The organism is Galbitalea soli (assembly GCF_010686725.1).
In the GTDB taxonomy this organism is placed as follows: domain Bacteria; phylum Actinomycetota; class Actinomycetes; order Actinomycetales; family Microbacteriaceae; genus Galbitalea; species Galbitalea soli.
In genome coordinates, this window is record NZ_JAAGWZ010000002.1 from 144,550 (window position 1) to 159,505 (window position 14,956).

At 64.3% G+C, this 14,956-nt stretch carries 13 protein-coding genes and 2 tRNA genes; 12 read left to right on the forward strand and 3 right to left on the reverse strand.

The genetic code is table 11. The features are described from left to right. The first annotated feature begins 20 nt into the window (after positions 1-20). The 3 genes from G3T37_RS06755 (at position 21) to G3T37_RS06765 (ending at position 704) form a co-directional block, all read left to right on the forward strand. A complete protein-coding gene (locus G3T37_RS06755; RefSeq protein ID WP_163472744.1) occupies positions 21-449 on the forward strand; it encodes a VOC family protein in 429 nt (142 codons plus the stop codon). A gap of 83 nt (positions 450-532) precedes the next feature. Next, positions 533-604, forward strand: a tRNA-Thr gene (locus tag G3T37_RS06760). 26 nt (positions 605-630) lie between these two features. Beyond that, positions 631-704: transfer RNA gene (locus tag G3T37_RS06765), tRNA-Met, on the forward strand. A gap of 406 nt (positions 705-1,110) precedes the next feature. Here the strand turns inward: G3T37_RS06765 and G3T37_RS06770 are convergent. Together G3T37_RS06770 and G3T37_RS06775 are read right to left on the reverse strand one after the other, a co-directional pair. Continuing rightward, positions 1,111-1,728 (reverse strand): PIN domain-containing protein, encoded by a 618-nt coding sequence (locus G3T37_RS06770; RefSeq protein WP_163472745.1) that lies wholly within the window; start codon positions 1,726-1,728, stop codon positions 1,111-1,113. Positions 1,729-1,745: 17 nt separating this feature from the next. Further along, positions 1,746-2,204, reverse strand: coding sequence for an excisionase family DNA-binding protein (locus G3T37_RS06775; protein ID WP_163472746.1), 459 nt, complete (start codon positions 2,202-2,204; stop codon positions 1,746-1,748). 315 nt (positions 2,205-2,519) lie between these two features. Between G3T37_RS06775 and G3T37_RS06780 the strand changes: the two genes are divergently transcribed. The 7 genes from G3T37_RS06780 to G3T37_RS06810 all read left to right on the forward strand — a co-directional run bounded on the left by G3T37_RS06780 (position 2,520) and on the right by G3T37_RS06810 (position 10,698). After that, complete coding sequence (locus G3T37_RS06780) at positions 2,520-3,008, forward strand: hypothetical protein (protein ID WP_163472747.1); 489 nt, start codon at positions 2,520-2,522, stop codon at positions 3,006-3,008. Positions 3,009-3,253: 245 nt separating this feature from the next. After that, entirely contained in the window at positions 3,254-4,294 is a 1,041-nt protein-coding gene (locus tag G3T37_RS15270; protein ID WP_163472748.1) for a substrate-binding domain-containing protein, read from the forward strand. A gap of 134 nt (positions 4,295-4,428) precedes the next feature. After that, positions 4,429-5,697 (forward strand): extracellular solute-binding protein, encoded by a 1,269-nt coding sequence (locus tag G3T37_RS06790; protein ID WP_163472749.1) that lies wholly within the window; start codon positions 4,429-4,431, stop codon positions 5,695-5,697. Positions 5,698-5,701: 4 nt separating this feature from the next. Further along, a complete protein-coding gene (locus G3T37_RS06795; RefSeq protein WP_163472750.1) occupies positions 5,702-6,643 on the forward strand; it encodes a carbohydrate ABC transporter permease in 942 nt (313 codons plus the stop codon). 3 nt (positions 6,644-6,646) lie between these two features. After that, the gene (locus tag G3T37_RS06800; protein WP_163472751.1) at positions 6,647-7,519 is read left to right on the forward strand and encodes a carbohydrate ABC transporter permease; all 873 of its coding nucleotides are present in this window, start codon (positions 6,647-6,649) and stop codon (positions 7,517-7,519) included. Then, on the forward strand, positions 7,516-9,069 hold the full coding sequence (locus G3T37_RS06805) for a glycoside hydrolase family 43 protein (protein ID WP_241732270.1): 1,554 nt from the start codon (positions 7,516-7,518) through the stop codon (positions 9,067-9,069). Before G3T37_RS06800 ends, G3T37_RS06805 begins: the two co-directional genes overlap by 4 nt. A 126-nt stretch (positions 9,070-9,195) precedes the next feature. Beyond that, entirely contained in the window at positions 9,196-10,698 is a 1,503-nt protein-coding gene (locus G3T37_RS06810) for an alpha/beta hydrolase domain-containing protein (RefSeq protein ID WP_163472752.1), read from the forward strand. Between the two features lie 61 nt (positions 10,699-10,759). Here G3T37_RS06810 and G3T37_RS06815 read toward each other — a convergent pair whose 3' ends face one another. Then, positions 10,760-12,661: an FAD-binding monooxygenase gene (locus G3T37_RS06815; RefSeq protein ID WP_163472753.1), complete on the reverse strand. Its 1,902-nt coding sequence runs from the start codon at positions 12,659-12,661 to the stop codon at positions 10,760-10,762. Positions 12,662-12,742: 81 nt separating this feature from the next. Here G3T37_RS06815 and G3T37_RS06820 point away from each other — a divergent pair, with 81 nt between their 5' ends. Both G3T37_RS06820 and G3T37_RS06825 read left to right on the forward strand, forming a co-directional pair. Then, complete coding sequence (locus G3T37_RS06820) at positions 12,743-13,423, forward strand: helix-turn-helix domain-containing protein (protein WP_163472754.1); 681 nt, start codon at positions 12,743-12,745, stop codon at positions 13,421-13,423. A 74-nt stretch (positions 13,424-13,497) separates the two neighbouring features. Next, positions 13,498-14,940, forward strand: coding sequence for an NAD-dependent succinate-semialdehyde dehydrogenase (locus G3T37_RS06825; RefSeq protein ID WP_163472755.1), 1,443 nt, complete (start codon positions 13,498-13,500; stop codon positions 14,938-14,940). Positions 14,941-14,956: the final 16 nt, after the last annotated feature.

A 14,956-nucleotide genomic window follows, 5' to 3' on the forward strand; every position in this document is an offset into this window, starting at 1 on the left:
GTCGGGTGTTGCATGGTCGCATGGCAGGCAAACTCGGCAACATCACCATCGACTGCGCCGACCCGCAGCTGCTCTCCGACTTCTGGGCCGACGTCTTCGGGTACCCGCGCGCAGAGCTTCCGCCGGCGATCGAGGCGGCCCACCGCGACGGCGCGCTGACGGATGACCAGCTCGCCAGTCGCGGCGTCGCTCAGGATCCGGCGGGCATCGGCCCGCGGTTCTTCTTTCAGCGCGTGCCGGAGTCGAAGGTGGTCAAGAACCGCGTGCACGTCGACGTGATGGCGACCCCCGGCCGGCGCCCGAGCGAGGAGGAGCTGGTCGCCGAGCGCGATCGGATCGTCGCCCTCGGCGCGACGGTGGTGCGGGAGGTCGACGAGATGTGGGGCCCGTTCCCGGATCGCCATGTGGTCATGCAGGATCCCGAGGGCAACGAGTTCTGCCTCCAGTAAGGGGCGCAACAGCACCCCTCCGCGGATGCTAGTCTCTTACGGTGCCAAAACGGCGCTGCGCTGTGCGCGGCTGCGGTTTTCGCGCCCCCTTAGCTCATTGGTAGAGCACTTCCTTGGTAAGGAAGAGGTAGTGGGTCCGATTCCCACAGGGGGCTCTCGCGTCCCTCACTCGGATGCGCCCGGCGGGGTAGCTCAGGTGGTTAGAGCACACGGCTCATAATCGTGGTGTCGCGGGTTCGAGTCCCGCCCTCGCTACAAATTGCTAGTTAAAGGCTATCTACTTTTTGAATCAGTTTCAGTTCCTCATAAACCCCGCCCATTGATTCGCGGGTATTCTCTCCGTACTCATCGTTTGCGAAACTTGACGTCCGTGGTCATCCGGATCGTCCATGAGAATTGGGCGGTTGATTGGTGGCAGATAATTACCGACGCAATGATCATTGCTGCCGCGCGTGCCGCGACCTACGTCGGTCGTTGCTCCACGCTGTAATCCGAGAAAGTGCAGAGTGTCCTGCTCGCCTCGTTCTCTTCAATCACGCCTACTGGATGGTCCCGACCCGACAGTTGCCTCGCTTTCTGGTTCTGGCCGAGACGCAGCGTACTGTTCATCCGGTCGCTGACGAACTTTACCCAGAACTTCTGCGTTGGTAACAGAGCCCAGTTACTTGTCGCCCTTACCGAGACTCTTTCGACGCTGACGGCGAGTCATCGTTCCGGCTTGTACCTTGAGGTGGGCGGCGACACGTTCGGCAAACTGCGGGCAACCGGCCGCACGGAGATGCCCGACCAATTCTGCTTTCTTCCCTAACCCCGTCCAGTAGGCGAGCTGGTTGCGGGTTGCCTCAGCCACGAAATGCGGTGCCGAATCGTCAACCAGCACAAAGAACTGGTCCGCGGTCAATACCTCATACGGAAGCTCGTCGCTGTCCATCCGGGCAAACCCACGATCATCGGTGACCAAAAAGCCGGCCCGAGATGCGACTGCGGCGGCGTGTACGTGACGGTCATCCGGGTCTGCGCCCGAATATGCAATGTCGGCGTCAAAGTCATCGACAATGTCGAAGGCGTCCATGAACACATCCATCAACTGGGTGGTCGCCGAGCCGGGCCATTTCGGGTGCTGGTTGCGCAGCGTGTTCAACGCCTCGACAATCACATCCCGCGAGCACGCAATGACAAACATTCCGCGATGGGAGGCTGTTCGGATGTGAAGAATCCAATCGCGCGTCGCTTTGCTGCATAGTACGGTCGCATCGACAAAGACGACCTCGGGATTCACCCGACTACCGTACCGAGTTACCTCTCGCCCAATGTCTCCGAAACGTGGAGCAAGCGCAAGAAGGCCTCGTCTTTCTGTGCGTTCAACCGAGCCGCAGCATCGAGTACATCCTCGAACTTCAACCGCGTGTGGCTGCCGACTGGGTGAGACGGAATCTCCCCGGCACGGATCATCTTCATCAACGTCGGCCGTGAGATTCCCAACTCGTGCGCCGCCACAGTTGTCGAAACCTCGGGCGGCATCGTCCGGATCGTCATCGAGCCACGGTTCGCCGCCCCTTCGATCACATGCGCAACAAGGCGGGAAAGGTTGTCGCCAAGCTGAACCTCCTGGCCATCAATGACCAGCTGAAAGCCATCCAATTTCGAGCCCGACGCCCGGGCAACGATCTCGTCCGCCTCGATCTGGGCTGGTGGGGATACGATCAATGTTTCGCTTATGGGCTCTCGCCGCGACAGCGTAAGTGCGGTAGTCAACTCTGCTCCTTGGGGATGATGACACAGTGTTGCACATATAAGTGTAAATCGTCTATGTAGGACCGCACCCACGAGCGGGTTACATCATCCGCCCAGGCTGCAGTGCGCCCTCGCGCCTTCGTGACGCGCTTCTGCGCGCCCACAGCGTTCATTCGGAAAGCGATTATCTTGGTACTCACGCCCAGCCGTGAGGCCGCTCCCTGAACCGATAGATCAGCGCGCCATGCGCACCTCAGGCGGTTCCGCCGGCAGCAGCGTGGTGCTCGGTGGTGGGCCCGCGAGTACAGGTGGGTGCACAAGCGGTGGGCAGACAGGATGAACGAGCCGGATGACTATCGCCTGAGCGTCGCCGACAGTCTGGAAGCTTTTCGTTCGGGATTGGTCGCTTTGACTCCGTCGGCGGAGCGGATCGGCATCACGTGGAGAGATGCCGAGATGCATGACGATTGGGAGCTGGCGGCGGACGGACTCTACACCGCGTTCGTTGCGCATCCACTGCAACAGGACACCTCCGGCACGGGCCGAGCATTCCCCTTGCCCCGCTACGATTTCAATCTGCGCAGCTACGAGAAGCTGAGCTGGCTCGAACTCACACCGTCGCGCGTCGGCCACACCTTCGTGTTCGTGCGGTTCTCGACCACCGACGAAGCGTTTGACACAGCAGAGTTCTCCGAGCTGGAGTCACTCGGCACTGAGCAGCACGGTTACGTGATGCTTCCGGCGGTGGGGCTGGATGTTCGCCTTCGGCAGCGCTACCCCGACGGCACATCGCGGCTCACGAGCGACGTCGTGTTGGTCGAGTGAAGTGGCGCGGCGCCGGTGCTGGATTCCGACTGCCCATCCGAGCGCGGGCGCCAGCGAGCCCGGCCGGTTTCGTGCGTATAATTCAACTCGGCATCCCCGGGCAGTCCCTTCTGCTGCCCCTAAGCCCGCCGGCCGTGCACGTGTCGCGTCTGGCCGCGTGTGCGCAACGGGGGCTGCCTTACGGCCACGACGGTCTCGGAGGGTGAATCATCACCAATAGTCGAAAGCGCGCGACGGTCTACGACGTGGCGGCCCGCGCGGGCGTGTCGATCGCCACGGTGTCGTTCACCTTCTCCCAGCCTCATCGCGTGAAGTCGGCGACCGCAACCGCCGTGCTCGAGGCGGCAGCCGAACTCGGATACGTGCCGAGCGGAAACGCCCGCGGGTTGGCGCGGGGGCGGACCGGTGCGATCGGGATCTTCTCCTTCGATTACATGGTCGATGGATCGGGCGATCCGGATCCCGACAGCGTGGCCGCGGACGCCGCCTCGACGAGCGCCAACACCTTCCCGCTCTACGTCGACGAGGTTCAGTACGGGGCCGAGACGGAGAGCCGCCGCCTGGGGTATGCACTCATGCTCGGGGGCGCGCGCACCCTGCCAGGAGAGCACGCAGTCACCGACATCGTGGGACGAGTGGATGGCCTCATCACCTTTTCGGGAATCGTGCCGCTGGAGATGATGCGGGGATTCGCGGGACGCCTTCCCATCGTGGAACTCTCGGGCGAGGTTCGTCTCGAGGGCGTGCACACGGTCACGGTCGAGAACGAGGCGGGCATGCGGGCGATGACCGAGCACCTGATCGACCAGCATGGCGCGAAGCGCATTTGTTATGTCGGCACGTCGACGACCGCCGAGTTCGCCGCGCGATATGAGGGCTATAGCGGCGCGATGCGAGACGCTGGCCTCGCGCCGCAGCCTCCCCTGGAGAGCAGGCCGGCACGTGAACACACCACGATCGCGGCGATTTCGGGCCAGCTGACGCTCGGAATGCCCGACGCGTTCCTCTTCGCCTCCGATCAGGAGGCGATCGTTGCGCTCCGGTTGTTCGAGCAGCTCGGGGTATCGGTTCCGCGCGACGTGAAGGTTGCGTCTTTCGACGGAATCCTGGCCGGGCTGCTCGTGAGTCCGACGTTGACGACAGTGCAGCAGCCCATGCACGCGATCGGGCGCGCTGCGGTCGGGGTGATCGTCGACGCGCTGGCGGGGCGACCCGACATCAGGCACGTCCGGCTGCCACTCGCTCTTCGGATTCGGCAGAGCTGCGGGTGCGGCGGCACCGACTGAGCTAGTTGCGTCGTCAGTGCACCTCGGCTATATTCAACTCATTCGAAAATCAAAGCGCTTAGATTTTGATTTGAGACTCCCGGGCGGCACGCCCCTATCCGATGCAATGATGCACACAGTGAAAAGGAACAAAGATGATCCGAAAGAAGTGGCCGGTTCTCGTCGCGATCGTGGCTGGCAGTACTCTGCTGCTCAGTGGATGCGGGCAACAGAAGTCGGCGATCAGCGACACCCCCGCCGCTGTGCTGTCGAGCGGCAAGGCGACAGGTACCGTCACCGTGTGGGGGCAGGGCACTGAGGGCGAGCAGCTCGCGGTCGTTGCGAAGGACTTCGAGAAGGAGAACCCTGGCGTGACCGTCAACGTGACCCCGGTTCCGTGGGGCTCCGCGCTCAGCAAGTATCAGACGGCGGTCGCCGGCGGTACCACCCCCGACATCGGACAGTTGGGAACGGACTGGATGCCCAGCTTCGCAACCGCACTCACGCCAACTCCGAGTTCGATCGACACCTCGGGAATCTTCCCGGAGGCAGTCCAGACCACCGACCTCGGTGGCACTCATTACGGGGTTCCCTGGTACGTGGAGACGAGGGTCATCTGGTATCGGAAGGATCTCGTGGCGAAGGCCGGGTTCGCGACCTTTCCGACGACATTCGACGGGTTCGTCAAACTCTCGGAGGCGCTGAAGAAGGGGGGAGCGAAATACGCGATCAACCTTCCGACGAGCGGATTCAACGCCTATATCAATGCGCTTCCCCTGCTGTTCTCGCAAGGAGCGAACGTCACGAGTGCAGACGACAAGTCGTGGACCATCAACAGCGACGCGATGGTGTCGGCCGTCACCGATGTGAGCAGTCTCTTCAGCAAGGGACTCGCTGACAGGACCCCCAGCGTCGCCGCTGGTGCGACACAGGCTGCCTTCGTCGATGGCAGCGTACCGATGTTCATCAGTGGTCCCTGGGAGATCGGGGGGCTCAAGGCCGCCGGAGGCGCCGGATTCGAAGACAAGATCGGGGCCGCAGTCATTCCGGGCACCAAGCCGACCTCGCTTATCTCCGGATCCGACCTCGTCGTCTTCAAGACGTCCAAGAACAGCGACGCCGCCTGGAAGTTCATCGACTACCTGAACCGCCCCGCCGTGCAGACGGCCTGGTTCACGGCAACGGGGGATCTCCCGGCCCAGACGTCGGCGTGGAATGATCCTGCTGTTGCCGACAACCCCATCGCGCACGCGTTCGGCGAGCAATTGAAGAGCGTCAAGCAGCTCCCCTCCGCCAGCACGTGGCCGCAGGTCTCGGCGGCCGCCGACGCGACATGGGAGCAGATCGTGAAGGGCAGCACCTCGGTCTCTTCCGGCCTCGCTGCTCTCCAGGCCAAGGCGACGTCCCTGGGTATGGGGAACTGAGCGGATGATCGATACTCCCATCGCGGTGGCCGGAACGCCTCGGCGGCCCGGCCACCGCGGCGGACCCGCGGGGGCTCGACGGCGAACCACCGCCATCGCGTACGCCTTTGCCCTTCCCTTCCTCGCGATCTTCGCCGTCTTCATGCTGTTTCCGCTGATGGCGTCGCTGGCGATGTCGTTCACCGACTTTCGCTCGATCAATATCCCGTCGCCGATCAACGTGGACTTCGTCGGCTTCGGACAGTACGTCGCGCTTCTCCGTGACCCGGAATTCCTCCGCTCGGTCGCCAATACCGCCTACTTCGTCGCCGTCGGCATTCCATTGACGATGGTCGTGGCATTGGCGTTGGCTGTCGCGCTGAACAGCGGGATCAAGCGCTTTCGGACTCTGTTTCGTGTGGGCTTCTACGCCCCGGTGGTTACCAGCATCGTCGCGATCGCCGTCGTGTGGCGGTTCATCCTTCAGCCCGATGGACTTCTCAACGGAGCGCTCAAGCTGATCGGGGTCGCGGGACCGGACTGGCTCAACAGCACGGTGTGGGCGATGCCGGCCCTCATCGTCATGGCGGTGTGGCGAAACATGGGAACTCTCATGGTGATCTTCCTCGCCGGGTTGCAGACCATCCCGGCCGATATCCTCGAGGCCGCCGAGGTCGACGGCGCGAACGGGTGGCAACGCTTCCTGCGAATCACGCTTCCGTCATTGCGGCCAACCCTGTTGTTCGGGGCCGTGGTCCTCTCCGTAGGGTTCCTGCAGTTCTTCGAGGAGCCGTTCGTCATGACTCAGGGCGGACCGCTCGGGTCGACCCTCTCGATCAGTTACTTCACCTACAACCAGTTCGGATTCGGCAATTACGGGACGGCGTCGGCCGCGAGCTACATCCTGTTCATCGCCATCGCTCTCCTCAGCATCGTGCAGTTCCGATTCTTCCGAAGCAAGGACTAGTTCATGACCGTCGACTCCGTTCGTCCGCCGTTGCCGCGCCGTCCCTCGCGGGGGCGAGCACGACGTGATCTCCGGGGGCTTGTCTACGTCGTGCTTGCCATAGCACTCGTCGTCACGCTTCTGCCGTTCGCATGGATGGCCTTGGGCGCCGTCAAGACGACGGGGGAGCTGCTGCGCGATCCAGCGGGATGGCTGCCGCAGCATCCCACCTGGGGCAACTTCGCCGCATGGTTCGGCGCCCTGAACATCGGCAAGTTCTTCACGAACAGCACCGTCGTGGCTGTCTTCACCGTCCTCGGCAATCTGGTCTTCTGCTCGATGGTCGGGTATGCCCTCGCCAAACTGGAATTCGCGGGCAAGCGCGTCGTCTTCGGACTCGTTCTCGTCACGTTGATGGTGCCGGGTGTGGTCACCTTCGTGCCGCTCTTCGTCGTCGTCAGCAAGCTGGGTCTGGTCAGCACCTATCCGGCACTGATCCTCCCGTTCGTGGCCACGCCACTGGGCGTGTTCTTGATGCGGCAGTTCATCGCGGGGATTCCCGACTCCTTGCTGGAGGCAGCTCGTATCGATGGCGCGGGCGATCTGCGCATCTTCGCGCGGATCGTGCTGCCACTGTGCAAGCCGGCGCTCGCGACACTGGCGATCCTGACCTTCCTAGGCTCGTGGAACAACTTCCTGTGGCCGTTGGTCGTCGCGCAGAGCAGTGACATGTACACCTTGCCGGTGGCTCTTTCGTTGTACTCGACGGGACAGAACTCCACTAATTACGGGGTTCTGCTGGCGGGAGCGGTGCTGATCATCGTGCCCATCCTGTTGCTGTTCGTGGCGCTTCAGCGCTACTTCGTCCAAGGTATTGCGGTGACCGGGATCAAATGACCGAGCTGATGATTGCGGGGGCGACTGCCTCACTGGCCACCACCCCGGTCGTAGCGGGCTTCCACCCCGATCCGACGATCTGCCGTGTCGGCGACGACTACTACCTTGCCAATTCCTCCTTTGAGTACTTCCCCGGTGTTCCCTTGCGGCACAGTAGAGATCTAGTGACCTGGGGGCTCATCGGGAATGCACTCACGACCGTCGAGTCGTTTCCAGTGACGGATGTCGGCAGCAGCCAGGGCGTGTACGCCCCGACTCTTCGGCATCACGACGGCCGGTTCTGGCTCATCACCACAAATGTCTCGTCGCCTCAGGATGGCCATCTGCTGATCTCTGCGACGGACCCAGCCGGACCCTGGTCTGATGTCCGTCACATCCCCGGGCTGGTCGGCATCGATCCCGACATCGCGTGGGACGACGCGGGCAACTGCTTCGTGACCTACTGCACGACCGCGCCCGGAACGGCGGGCATCGCTCAGGCTCGAATCGATCCGGAGCGCGGCGAGCGGCTGGAGGCGCCCCGCCCAGTCTGGAACGGCACCGGACTGGCCTTCCCCGAAGCGCCGCATCTCTACCACGTCGGCGGCTGGTGGTACCTCCTGATCGCAGAGGGGGGAACCGAGCGCGGGCACGGGGTGTCCGTCGCTCGGTCGCGAAATCCCGAGGGTCCGTTCATGTCGCACCCGAGCAACCCGATCTTCTCGCATCGCAGCACGAGCCATGCCGTGCAGAACACCGGTCATGCCGATCTCGTGGAGGGTCCCGGCGGGCGGTGGTTCGCGGTGTATCTCGGCGTCCGTCCGCGCGGTGTCACACCACAGTTCCACGTCAACGGACGCGAAACCTTTCTCGCGGCGGTCGATTGGATCGATGGCTGGCCCGTCTTCGACGAGACCAGTCTCAGGGGAGTGCCCGCACTGAACTCCTTCATCGACGAGTTCGAAGAGCCGGTCCTGCATCCTCGCTGGGTGTCACCGAGCGCCGTACCGGCGACTTTCGCTCGGTCCGTGCCGACCGGACTCGCCCTGACCGCACCGCCGGCGCCCGGCGACAGGCTCAATCTCCTCGCTGTCAGAGCCATGGACCATGAATGGTCATTCGAAGCGGAACTCGAGCTCGCCGACGGTGACGCACGAGTCGTCGTCCGACTCGACGACCAGCATTGGTACTCCGTTGACATTTCGCGCGGGACAGCGAGCGCGCTACTGCAGATCGGTCCATTGCGCCAGCGTGTCGGCTCCACGGTTTCGCTTCCCACGAGCGGGGTGACCGTGTCCATCAAGTCGGTCGCTGCCGCACAGGATGGTCCGGATGATGTGGAGCTCGGTGTGGCCTTAGACGGCGGCGAGCATCGATTCGGCACCTTCGATGGCCGCTACCTGTCGACGGAGGTCGCCGGGGGGTTCACCGGCCGGGTTGTCGGAGTCGCGGCGACGCGCGGTGAGATCGTGCTTCGCCGTGCGCTCTACCGCACCGGCGCGCTCGCCTGCGACGCTCACCCATCCCAGTCGCGCCGTGGTGATCATGACGGAGAATCGCCCGAGCACTGATCGACAAAGAGTGGTCAGCCAACGTCAACAACACCCGGTCTCCGTGCTCCTACCCTGAACGCGTTACTGGCCCGCTCGCGCTCGCGAGCCGGCTCCGGTCGTCAACGACACACGGAGAGTAAGGGAATGGAAAAGAGAATAATCAACAGAGTTGCGGGAGGTCACCGCGCGGCCACGGCGGCCGTCCTCGCTGCAGCTCTCGTGGGGACGATGCTGTCCTCGGTAGCCATCGAGTCCGCCAGCGCGGCAAGCCCGCGCACGTCTCGCGCGTCGTCCACGGCGAGTTCGCCCGCGGCGACGCTCACCGCGGTGAACGTTCCCGGCACGACCGCGCTGGGCGCGGCTGCCGTCGATCTCGCCCACTACGGGTACACGGAGCGAGAGTATTACGCCGACGGGAAGGCGAATCGCTATCGCGGTGCTGTCGCCGGTGCGCTGCAGACTGCGTCGGTGATCGATGGTAACTGGCCGTACCGCACGCGTGTTCTCGTGAGGACTCCCAAGCCCGGCCACTTCAACGGGACTCTCATCGTGGAGTGGACCAACGTGACGATCGGCGTCGATGCAGACTTCGTGTTCGCGGAGGCCCACGATGACCTCCTCCGGCAGGGGTATGCCTACGCTGTCGTGTCGGCCCAGAACGTCGGAGTGAACCGGCTGAAGACCTGGAGTTCGGCACGGTACGGGAGCCTGTCGCTTGCGGCCAGCAACGTCGATCCGCAGACCGGCGGCAACATCGACAACTGTGGGCCTATCGCCTGCTCGGGAGACCCGCTCTCGTGGGACGTGTTCTCGCAGGTCGCCGCCGCACTGAAGGCGAACCCGGGAAGAAACCCGCTGCTCCCCGGGCTGAAGGTTCGCGATGTCATCGCGACCGGGCAGTCGCAGTCCGCCTTCCGCATCAGCACCTACTACAACACGATCCAGCCTCTGGCCAATGTCTTCGACGGGTTCGTCGCGTGGGATCGCGCCGGCGCGGAGCGGACCGACCTGGCGGTTCCCGAGGTGAGTGTGAACTCTGAGGGGCTCTCGGGCCTCGCACCGACCTTCCCGACCTCCACCTACACCCGCGCCTGGGAAGTTGCCGGCTCGACGCACGGTTCTCTGTATGCGGCGCAGTACGTCGACGCCATGTTCAACCGTGACAAGAGCCTCATCGGGCCGAACGGTCAACCGGAATCCTTCACCCAGTGGGTTGAACCGTCGTGTGCCGTCCTCCCGCCTTTCAGCACGGTCCCGAATGGTCTCGTGGTGAGCGCGGCGCTGGACTCGGTGAAGAAGTGGATCGAGTTCGGCAAGCCCGCCCCACCAACCATCCTGTTCACGCGTGATGCCAACGGGCAGTTCGTGCGCGACGCCAATGGGATGATCGAGGGCGGTGTCCGCCTGTCCCAGTTCGTCGCTCCCACCGCTGACCAGAGCGCCTTCAATGGCACGGCCTTCCCGTGCCTGGTGTCGGGGTACCACCACTTCTATACCCCGCAGGAGCTCGAACAGCGATATGGCACCTCCCGCAATTACGTGACGCAGGTCGCCCAGGCGATGTTCGCTGCGGCGAGAGGCGGATACGTCCTTCCCTACGATGCGGTGGCGGCGACGCTCGCCGCGACGAAGGTCGCGATCGGCTGACCACACAGAAGGCCGGGCTCGCGATCTGCGGGCCCGGCCTTCTGTGTGCGCTGCGGCGGCGTCAGCGCGACGTTGCGGCGGCTCCCTGAGGACTGCGGAGCGGGGCGAAGAAGGATTCAAGCTCGTGGGTCGCTGCCAGCGGCACGACGGCGGCCACGTACTGGTCAGGGCGCACGACGATGACGACCCCATCGCGGTCGATTGCTCGCGCGTCGAAGATGTCATTGCCGGGATCGATGCCGAAGGCGTTCTCCAGGTCGATGAGGCCGAAGATGCCCACTCGCGGCCGGAACACCTCGGGAACCTCGCCGATTACGACCTCAGTGTGCAGCTGCTGGTAGATCACCTTGACGTCGAACCACGAGTTCGCGTCCGCGCCATCCGGGGTGTCGGCCAGGGGAGACCCTGCCGACGTCAGCATCCACTCCGAGAATGCCGCGAGCCGAGGGTCGGCGTTGCCGCCCGCGGGTGCGAAGGCGTAGATGCGCCACCTCCCATCGGCCGCGGCGAGATGACCGAGATGCAGATCGTTGCCGTCACACACCCGGCGAACCCGGGCTGACTTGAAGCGCTTGCCTATCGGGTAACCGGCGGCTAGGGCCTGATGGTGGGCCTCCGCGACCACCATCGACGGGGCGTATTCGGTCATGAATCCCGCCGGAAACTCGGCGGTGCGAACGTAGAAGTCCTCGAGCTCGGTCGGATCGGCCAGGTCTTCCGGCTTCGCAGCCATGAGGGATGACCATTCCCTGTCGAAGTCGATGAGATTCTTCGCGATCACCTGGCGTTCGGCCGAGTAGGTGCGCAGAAGGGCTGCGGGGCTGCGGCCCTCGAGCACGTGGCCGAGCTTCCAGCCCAGATTGAAGCCGTCCTGCATCGAGACGTTCATGCCCTGTCCCGCTTTGGCGCTGTGTGTATGGCAGGCATCGCCCGCGATGAAGACCCGCGGATTCCGCGTGCCTGCATCCTCGGGCAGCACATCATCGAATCGAGACGTGAGCCGGTGGCCCACCTCGTAGACGCTGTGCCAGGCGACGTCTTTCACGTCCAGACGAAACGGGTTCAGGATCGCGTTGGCGTTCGCGATGATCTGGGAGATGGACGTCGCGCGCACCTCCTTTTCGTGACCCGCCTCGACCTCGCCCAGGTCGACGTACATACGGAACAGGTGCCCGCCCTCGCGCGGGATGAGCAGAATGCTCCCTGACGTCGACTGGATCGCGCATTTGGTGCGGATGTCGGGGAAGTCCGTATTGGCCAAGACGTCCATCACCCCCCAGGCGTGATTCGCCTGGTCGCCATCGAGCGAGCAGCCGATGGCGGCGCGCACCTTGCTCCGCGCCCCGTCGCCACCGACGACGTACTTGGCACGCACGACCCGGGTCGTGCCCTCGTCGGGGCCGGCGGTGCGCTGCAGGGTTACGCGTACCGGGTACTCGCCCTGCTCGGTGACCTCGAGATCGAGGAAGTCCCATCCGTAGTCGGGTTGCATGCGGGTCGGGGAGTGGGCCATCACTTCGGCGAAGTAGTCGAGAACCCGGGCCTGGTTGACGAGGAGGTGCGGAAACTCGCTGACACCGGTCTCATCGTCCGCCGCCCGGGCGGTGCGCACGATGTGCGAGGGGTTGGTCGGGTCCGGCTTCCAGAACGCCATTTCGGTGATGCGATAGGCCTCCGCGATGATGCGGTCGGCGAACCCGAAGGCCTGGAAGGTCTCAACGCTCCGGGCCTGTATGCCGTCTGCTTGTCCGATCTCGAGGCGGCCGTCGCGCCGATCGATGATGCGCGTCGACACCCCGGAGAATTGCGACAACTGGGCCGCGGTGATCATCCCGGCCGGACCAGTGCCGACGACCAGCACGTCCATCTCATCGGGCAACTCATCACGGCGGTCGACCCCGACGCCGGCGGGCCGCTGGATCGTCGGATCGCCCGATACGTACCCGTTGTGGTGGAACTGCATATCGACTCACACTCCGTCGTGTAGTATGTTCTATTATCGAACTTGTTATTCGAATAGCGATCAGACAATAGGGCGGAGCCCGTGGATTCGCAAGCCCAAACCCTTGCCCGGGGTCTCAAGATCCTCGACCTCCTCGCCGACGCGGGCCGGCCGCTGACGATCGCCGAGATCGCGGCGGGCTTGGAGGTCCATCGCTCGATCGCCTATCGCCTTGTTCGCACCTTGGAGACCGCGGCCTTGGTACTCCGCGACTCGTCCGGGCGATACCTCCCGGGGCCGCATCTGGCGACCCTCGCCCGCAGCGTCGCGCCCGATCTCCAATCGGCCGCACCTGCTGTGTTGCAGTCGCTTGCCGACGAGCTCTCGATGACGGCCTTTCTCGTGGTGTTGGACCGAACCGAGTGCGTGACCCTGGTCACCGTCGAACCACGTCACGTGATCGCATCCATTGCGCAGCGGCCGGGATCCCGTCACTCGATTTTCGTGGGCGCCCCGGGGGTCGCCATTCAATCCCTTCTGACCAGCAGTGAACGAACGTCGATGGGCATCGCTGAGCCCGAACAGCCCGAGGTCGCGATCGCGCGTCGCGATGGATTCGCACTCTCGCACGGAGAGGTGATCCCGGGGGTGTCGGCCGTTGCTGCGCCCGTTCGTGGTGCGGTGCGCGCCGCGGTCGCGGTGCTCTACATCACCGCGGAGGAGGGCGAAGTGGTCAACGCCGTTCGTGCTGCAGCGTCTCTCTTGGACCGCTCCAACCGGTGAGGCCGTATCTGCCCATGGTGCAGGCTGCCTACAATCGTATATTATTTCAGATACTCTGAGCAGACAAGGGCGTCATGAATCACCACCTCACGATCAAATCCGACCTCTTCATCGGCGGCGAATGGCGACCGGGTCAATCCGGCGACAGATTCGACGTCGTCGACCCCGCTGATGGAACTGTCGTCGCGCAGTTCGCGATCGCCACCGAGGGGGACTGTCTCGACGCGGTCGCTGCAGCGGATGCCGCCGCGTCGGACTGGGCGGCGACCGCGCCGCGGGAGCGGGGCGAGATCCTCCGCACGGCGTTCGAGATCCTCACCACCGAGAGGGATCAGCTCGCGGAGGTCATCGTGCGCGAGAATGGCAAGTCCTGGGGCGACGCCATCGCCGAAGCGGGGTACGCCACGGAGTTCTTCCGGTGGTTCGCCGAAGAGGCGGTCCGTATTCCCGGTGACTACCGCACGTCTCCCGGTGGCGACAAGAACATCATTGTCACGCGGCGGCCAATCGGAGTGTCGCTCCTGATCACCCCTTGGAACTTTCCGGCCGCAATGGCGACGCGCAAGCTGGCCCCCGCATTGGCCGCTGGATGCACGGCGATCCTCAAGCCGGCATCGGAGACACCGCTCACCGCGGCCTATATCGTGGAGGCGCTGCGTCGCTCGGGACTGCCGGCGGGCGTCGTCAACCTGGTCACACCCGTCCCGACCGGACCGGCCGTGAGGGCCATGCTGGACCACGGTGCAATTCGCAAGCTGTCCTTCACCGGTTCCACCGAGGTCGGACGGGTCCTCCTGGCCAATGCGGCCGGCTCCATCATCAGCTCGTCGATGGAACTCGGGGGGAATGCGCCGCTGCTCGTGCTTCCCGGCGCGGACCTCGAGGAGGCCGTCAGCGGAGCGCTCGCCGCGAAGATGCGCAACGGTGGCTCGGCGTGCACGTCGGCCAATCGTCTCTATGTCCATCGTTCACTGCACGACGAGTTCGTCGAGCGCTTCCGGAGCGCTTTGGACAGTTTCGCAATCGGCTCGGGGCTGGATCGCGGCAACGATATCGGCGCGCTCGTCTCCCTGAAGGAGCGGGACAAGGTTGCGGCGCTCGTCGACACGGCGGTCGCGGAGGGTGCGACGATCTCTCTCGGCGGTGAGACGCCGGTCGGGGCCGGCGCGTTCTATCCGCCCACACTTCTCACCGGCGTGACGCACGGATCGACCATCACCCGCACGGAGATCTTCGGGCCCGTCGCCACGGTGATCGAGTACGACGAGGTCGACGAGGCGATCCGGATGGCCAACGACACCGAGTTCGGGCTGATCGCCTACGTCTTCGGCCCTGAAGGCGACGCGATGCGATCGGCGGCGCGGATCGACGCCGGAATGGTCGGTATCAACCGCGGAGTCATCAGCGATCCGGCGGCACCGTTCGGGGGAGTGAAGCAATCCGGCCTCGGCCGTGAGGGCGGAACCGACGGAATCCTCGAATACCTCGAAGAGAAGTACATCGCAACCTCTCGGTGAGGTGGCTGATGTGCTG

Coding starts and splice junctions, on each gene's coding strand:
- G3T37_RS06755 (WP_163472744.1), top strand. CDS start 21: ATGGCAGGCAAACTCGGCAACATCACCATCGACTGCGCCGACCCGCAG.
- G3T37_RS06780 (WP_163472747.1), top strand. CDS start 2,520: ATGAACGAGCCGGATGACTATCGCCTGAGCGTCGCCGACAGTCTGGAA.
- G3T37_RS06790 (WP_163472749.1), top strand. CDS start 4,429: ATGATCCGAAAGAAGTGGCCGGTTCTCGTCGCGATCGTGGCTGGCAGT.
- G3T37_RS06795 (WP_163472750.1), top strand. CDS start 5,702: ATGATCGATACTCCCATCGCGGTGGCCGGAACGCCTCGGCGGCCCGGC.
- G3T37_RS06800 (WP_163472751.1), top strand. CDS start 6,647: ATGACCGTCGACTCCGTTCGTCCGCCGTTGCCGCGCCGTCCCTCGCGG.
- G3T37_RS06805 (WP_241732270.1), top strand. CDS start 7,516: ATGACCGAGCTGATGATTGCGGGGGCGACTGCCTCACTGGCCACCACC.
- G3T37_RS06810 (WP_163472752.1), top strand. CDS start 9,196: ATGGAAAAGAGAATAATCAACAGAGTTGCGGGAGGTCACCGCGCGGCC.
- G3T37_RS06815 (WP_163472753.1), bottom strand. CDS start 12,661: ATGCAGTTCCACCACAACGGGTACGTATCGGGCGATCCGACGATCCAG.
- G3T37_RS06825 (WP_163472755.1), top strand. CDS start 13,498: ATGAATCACCACCTCACGATCAAATCCGACCTCTTCATCGGCGGCGAA.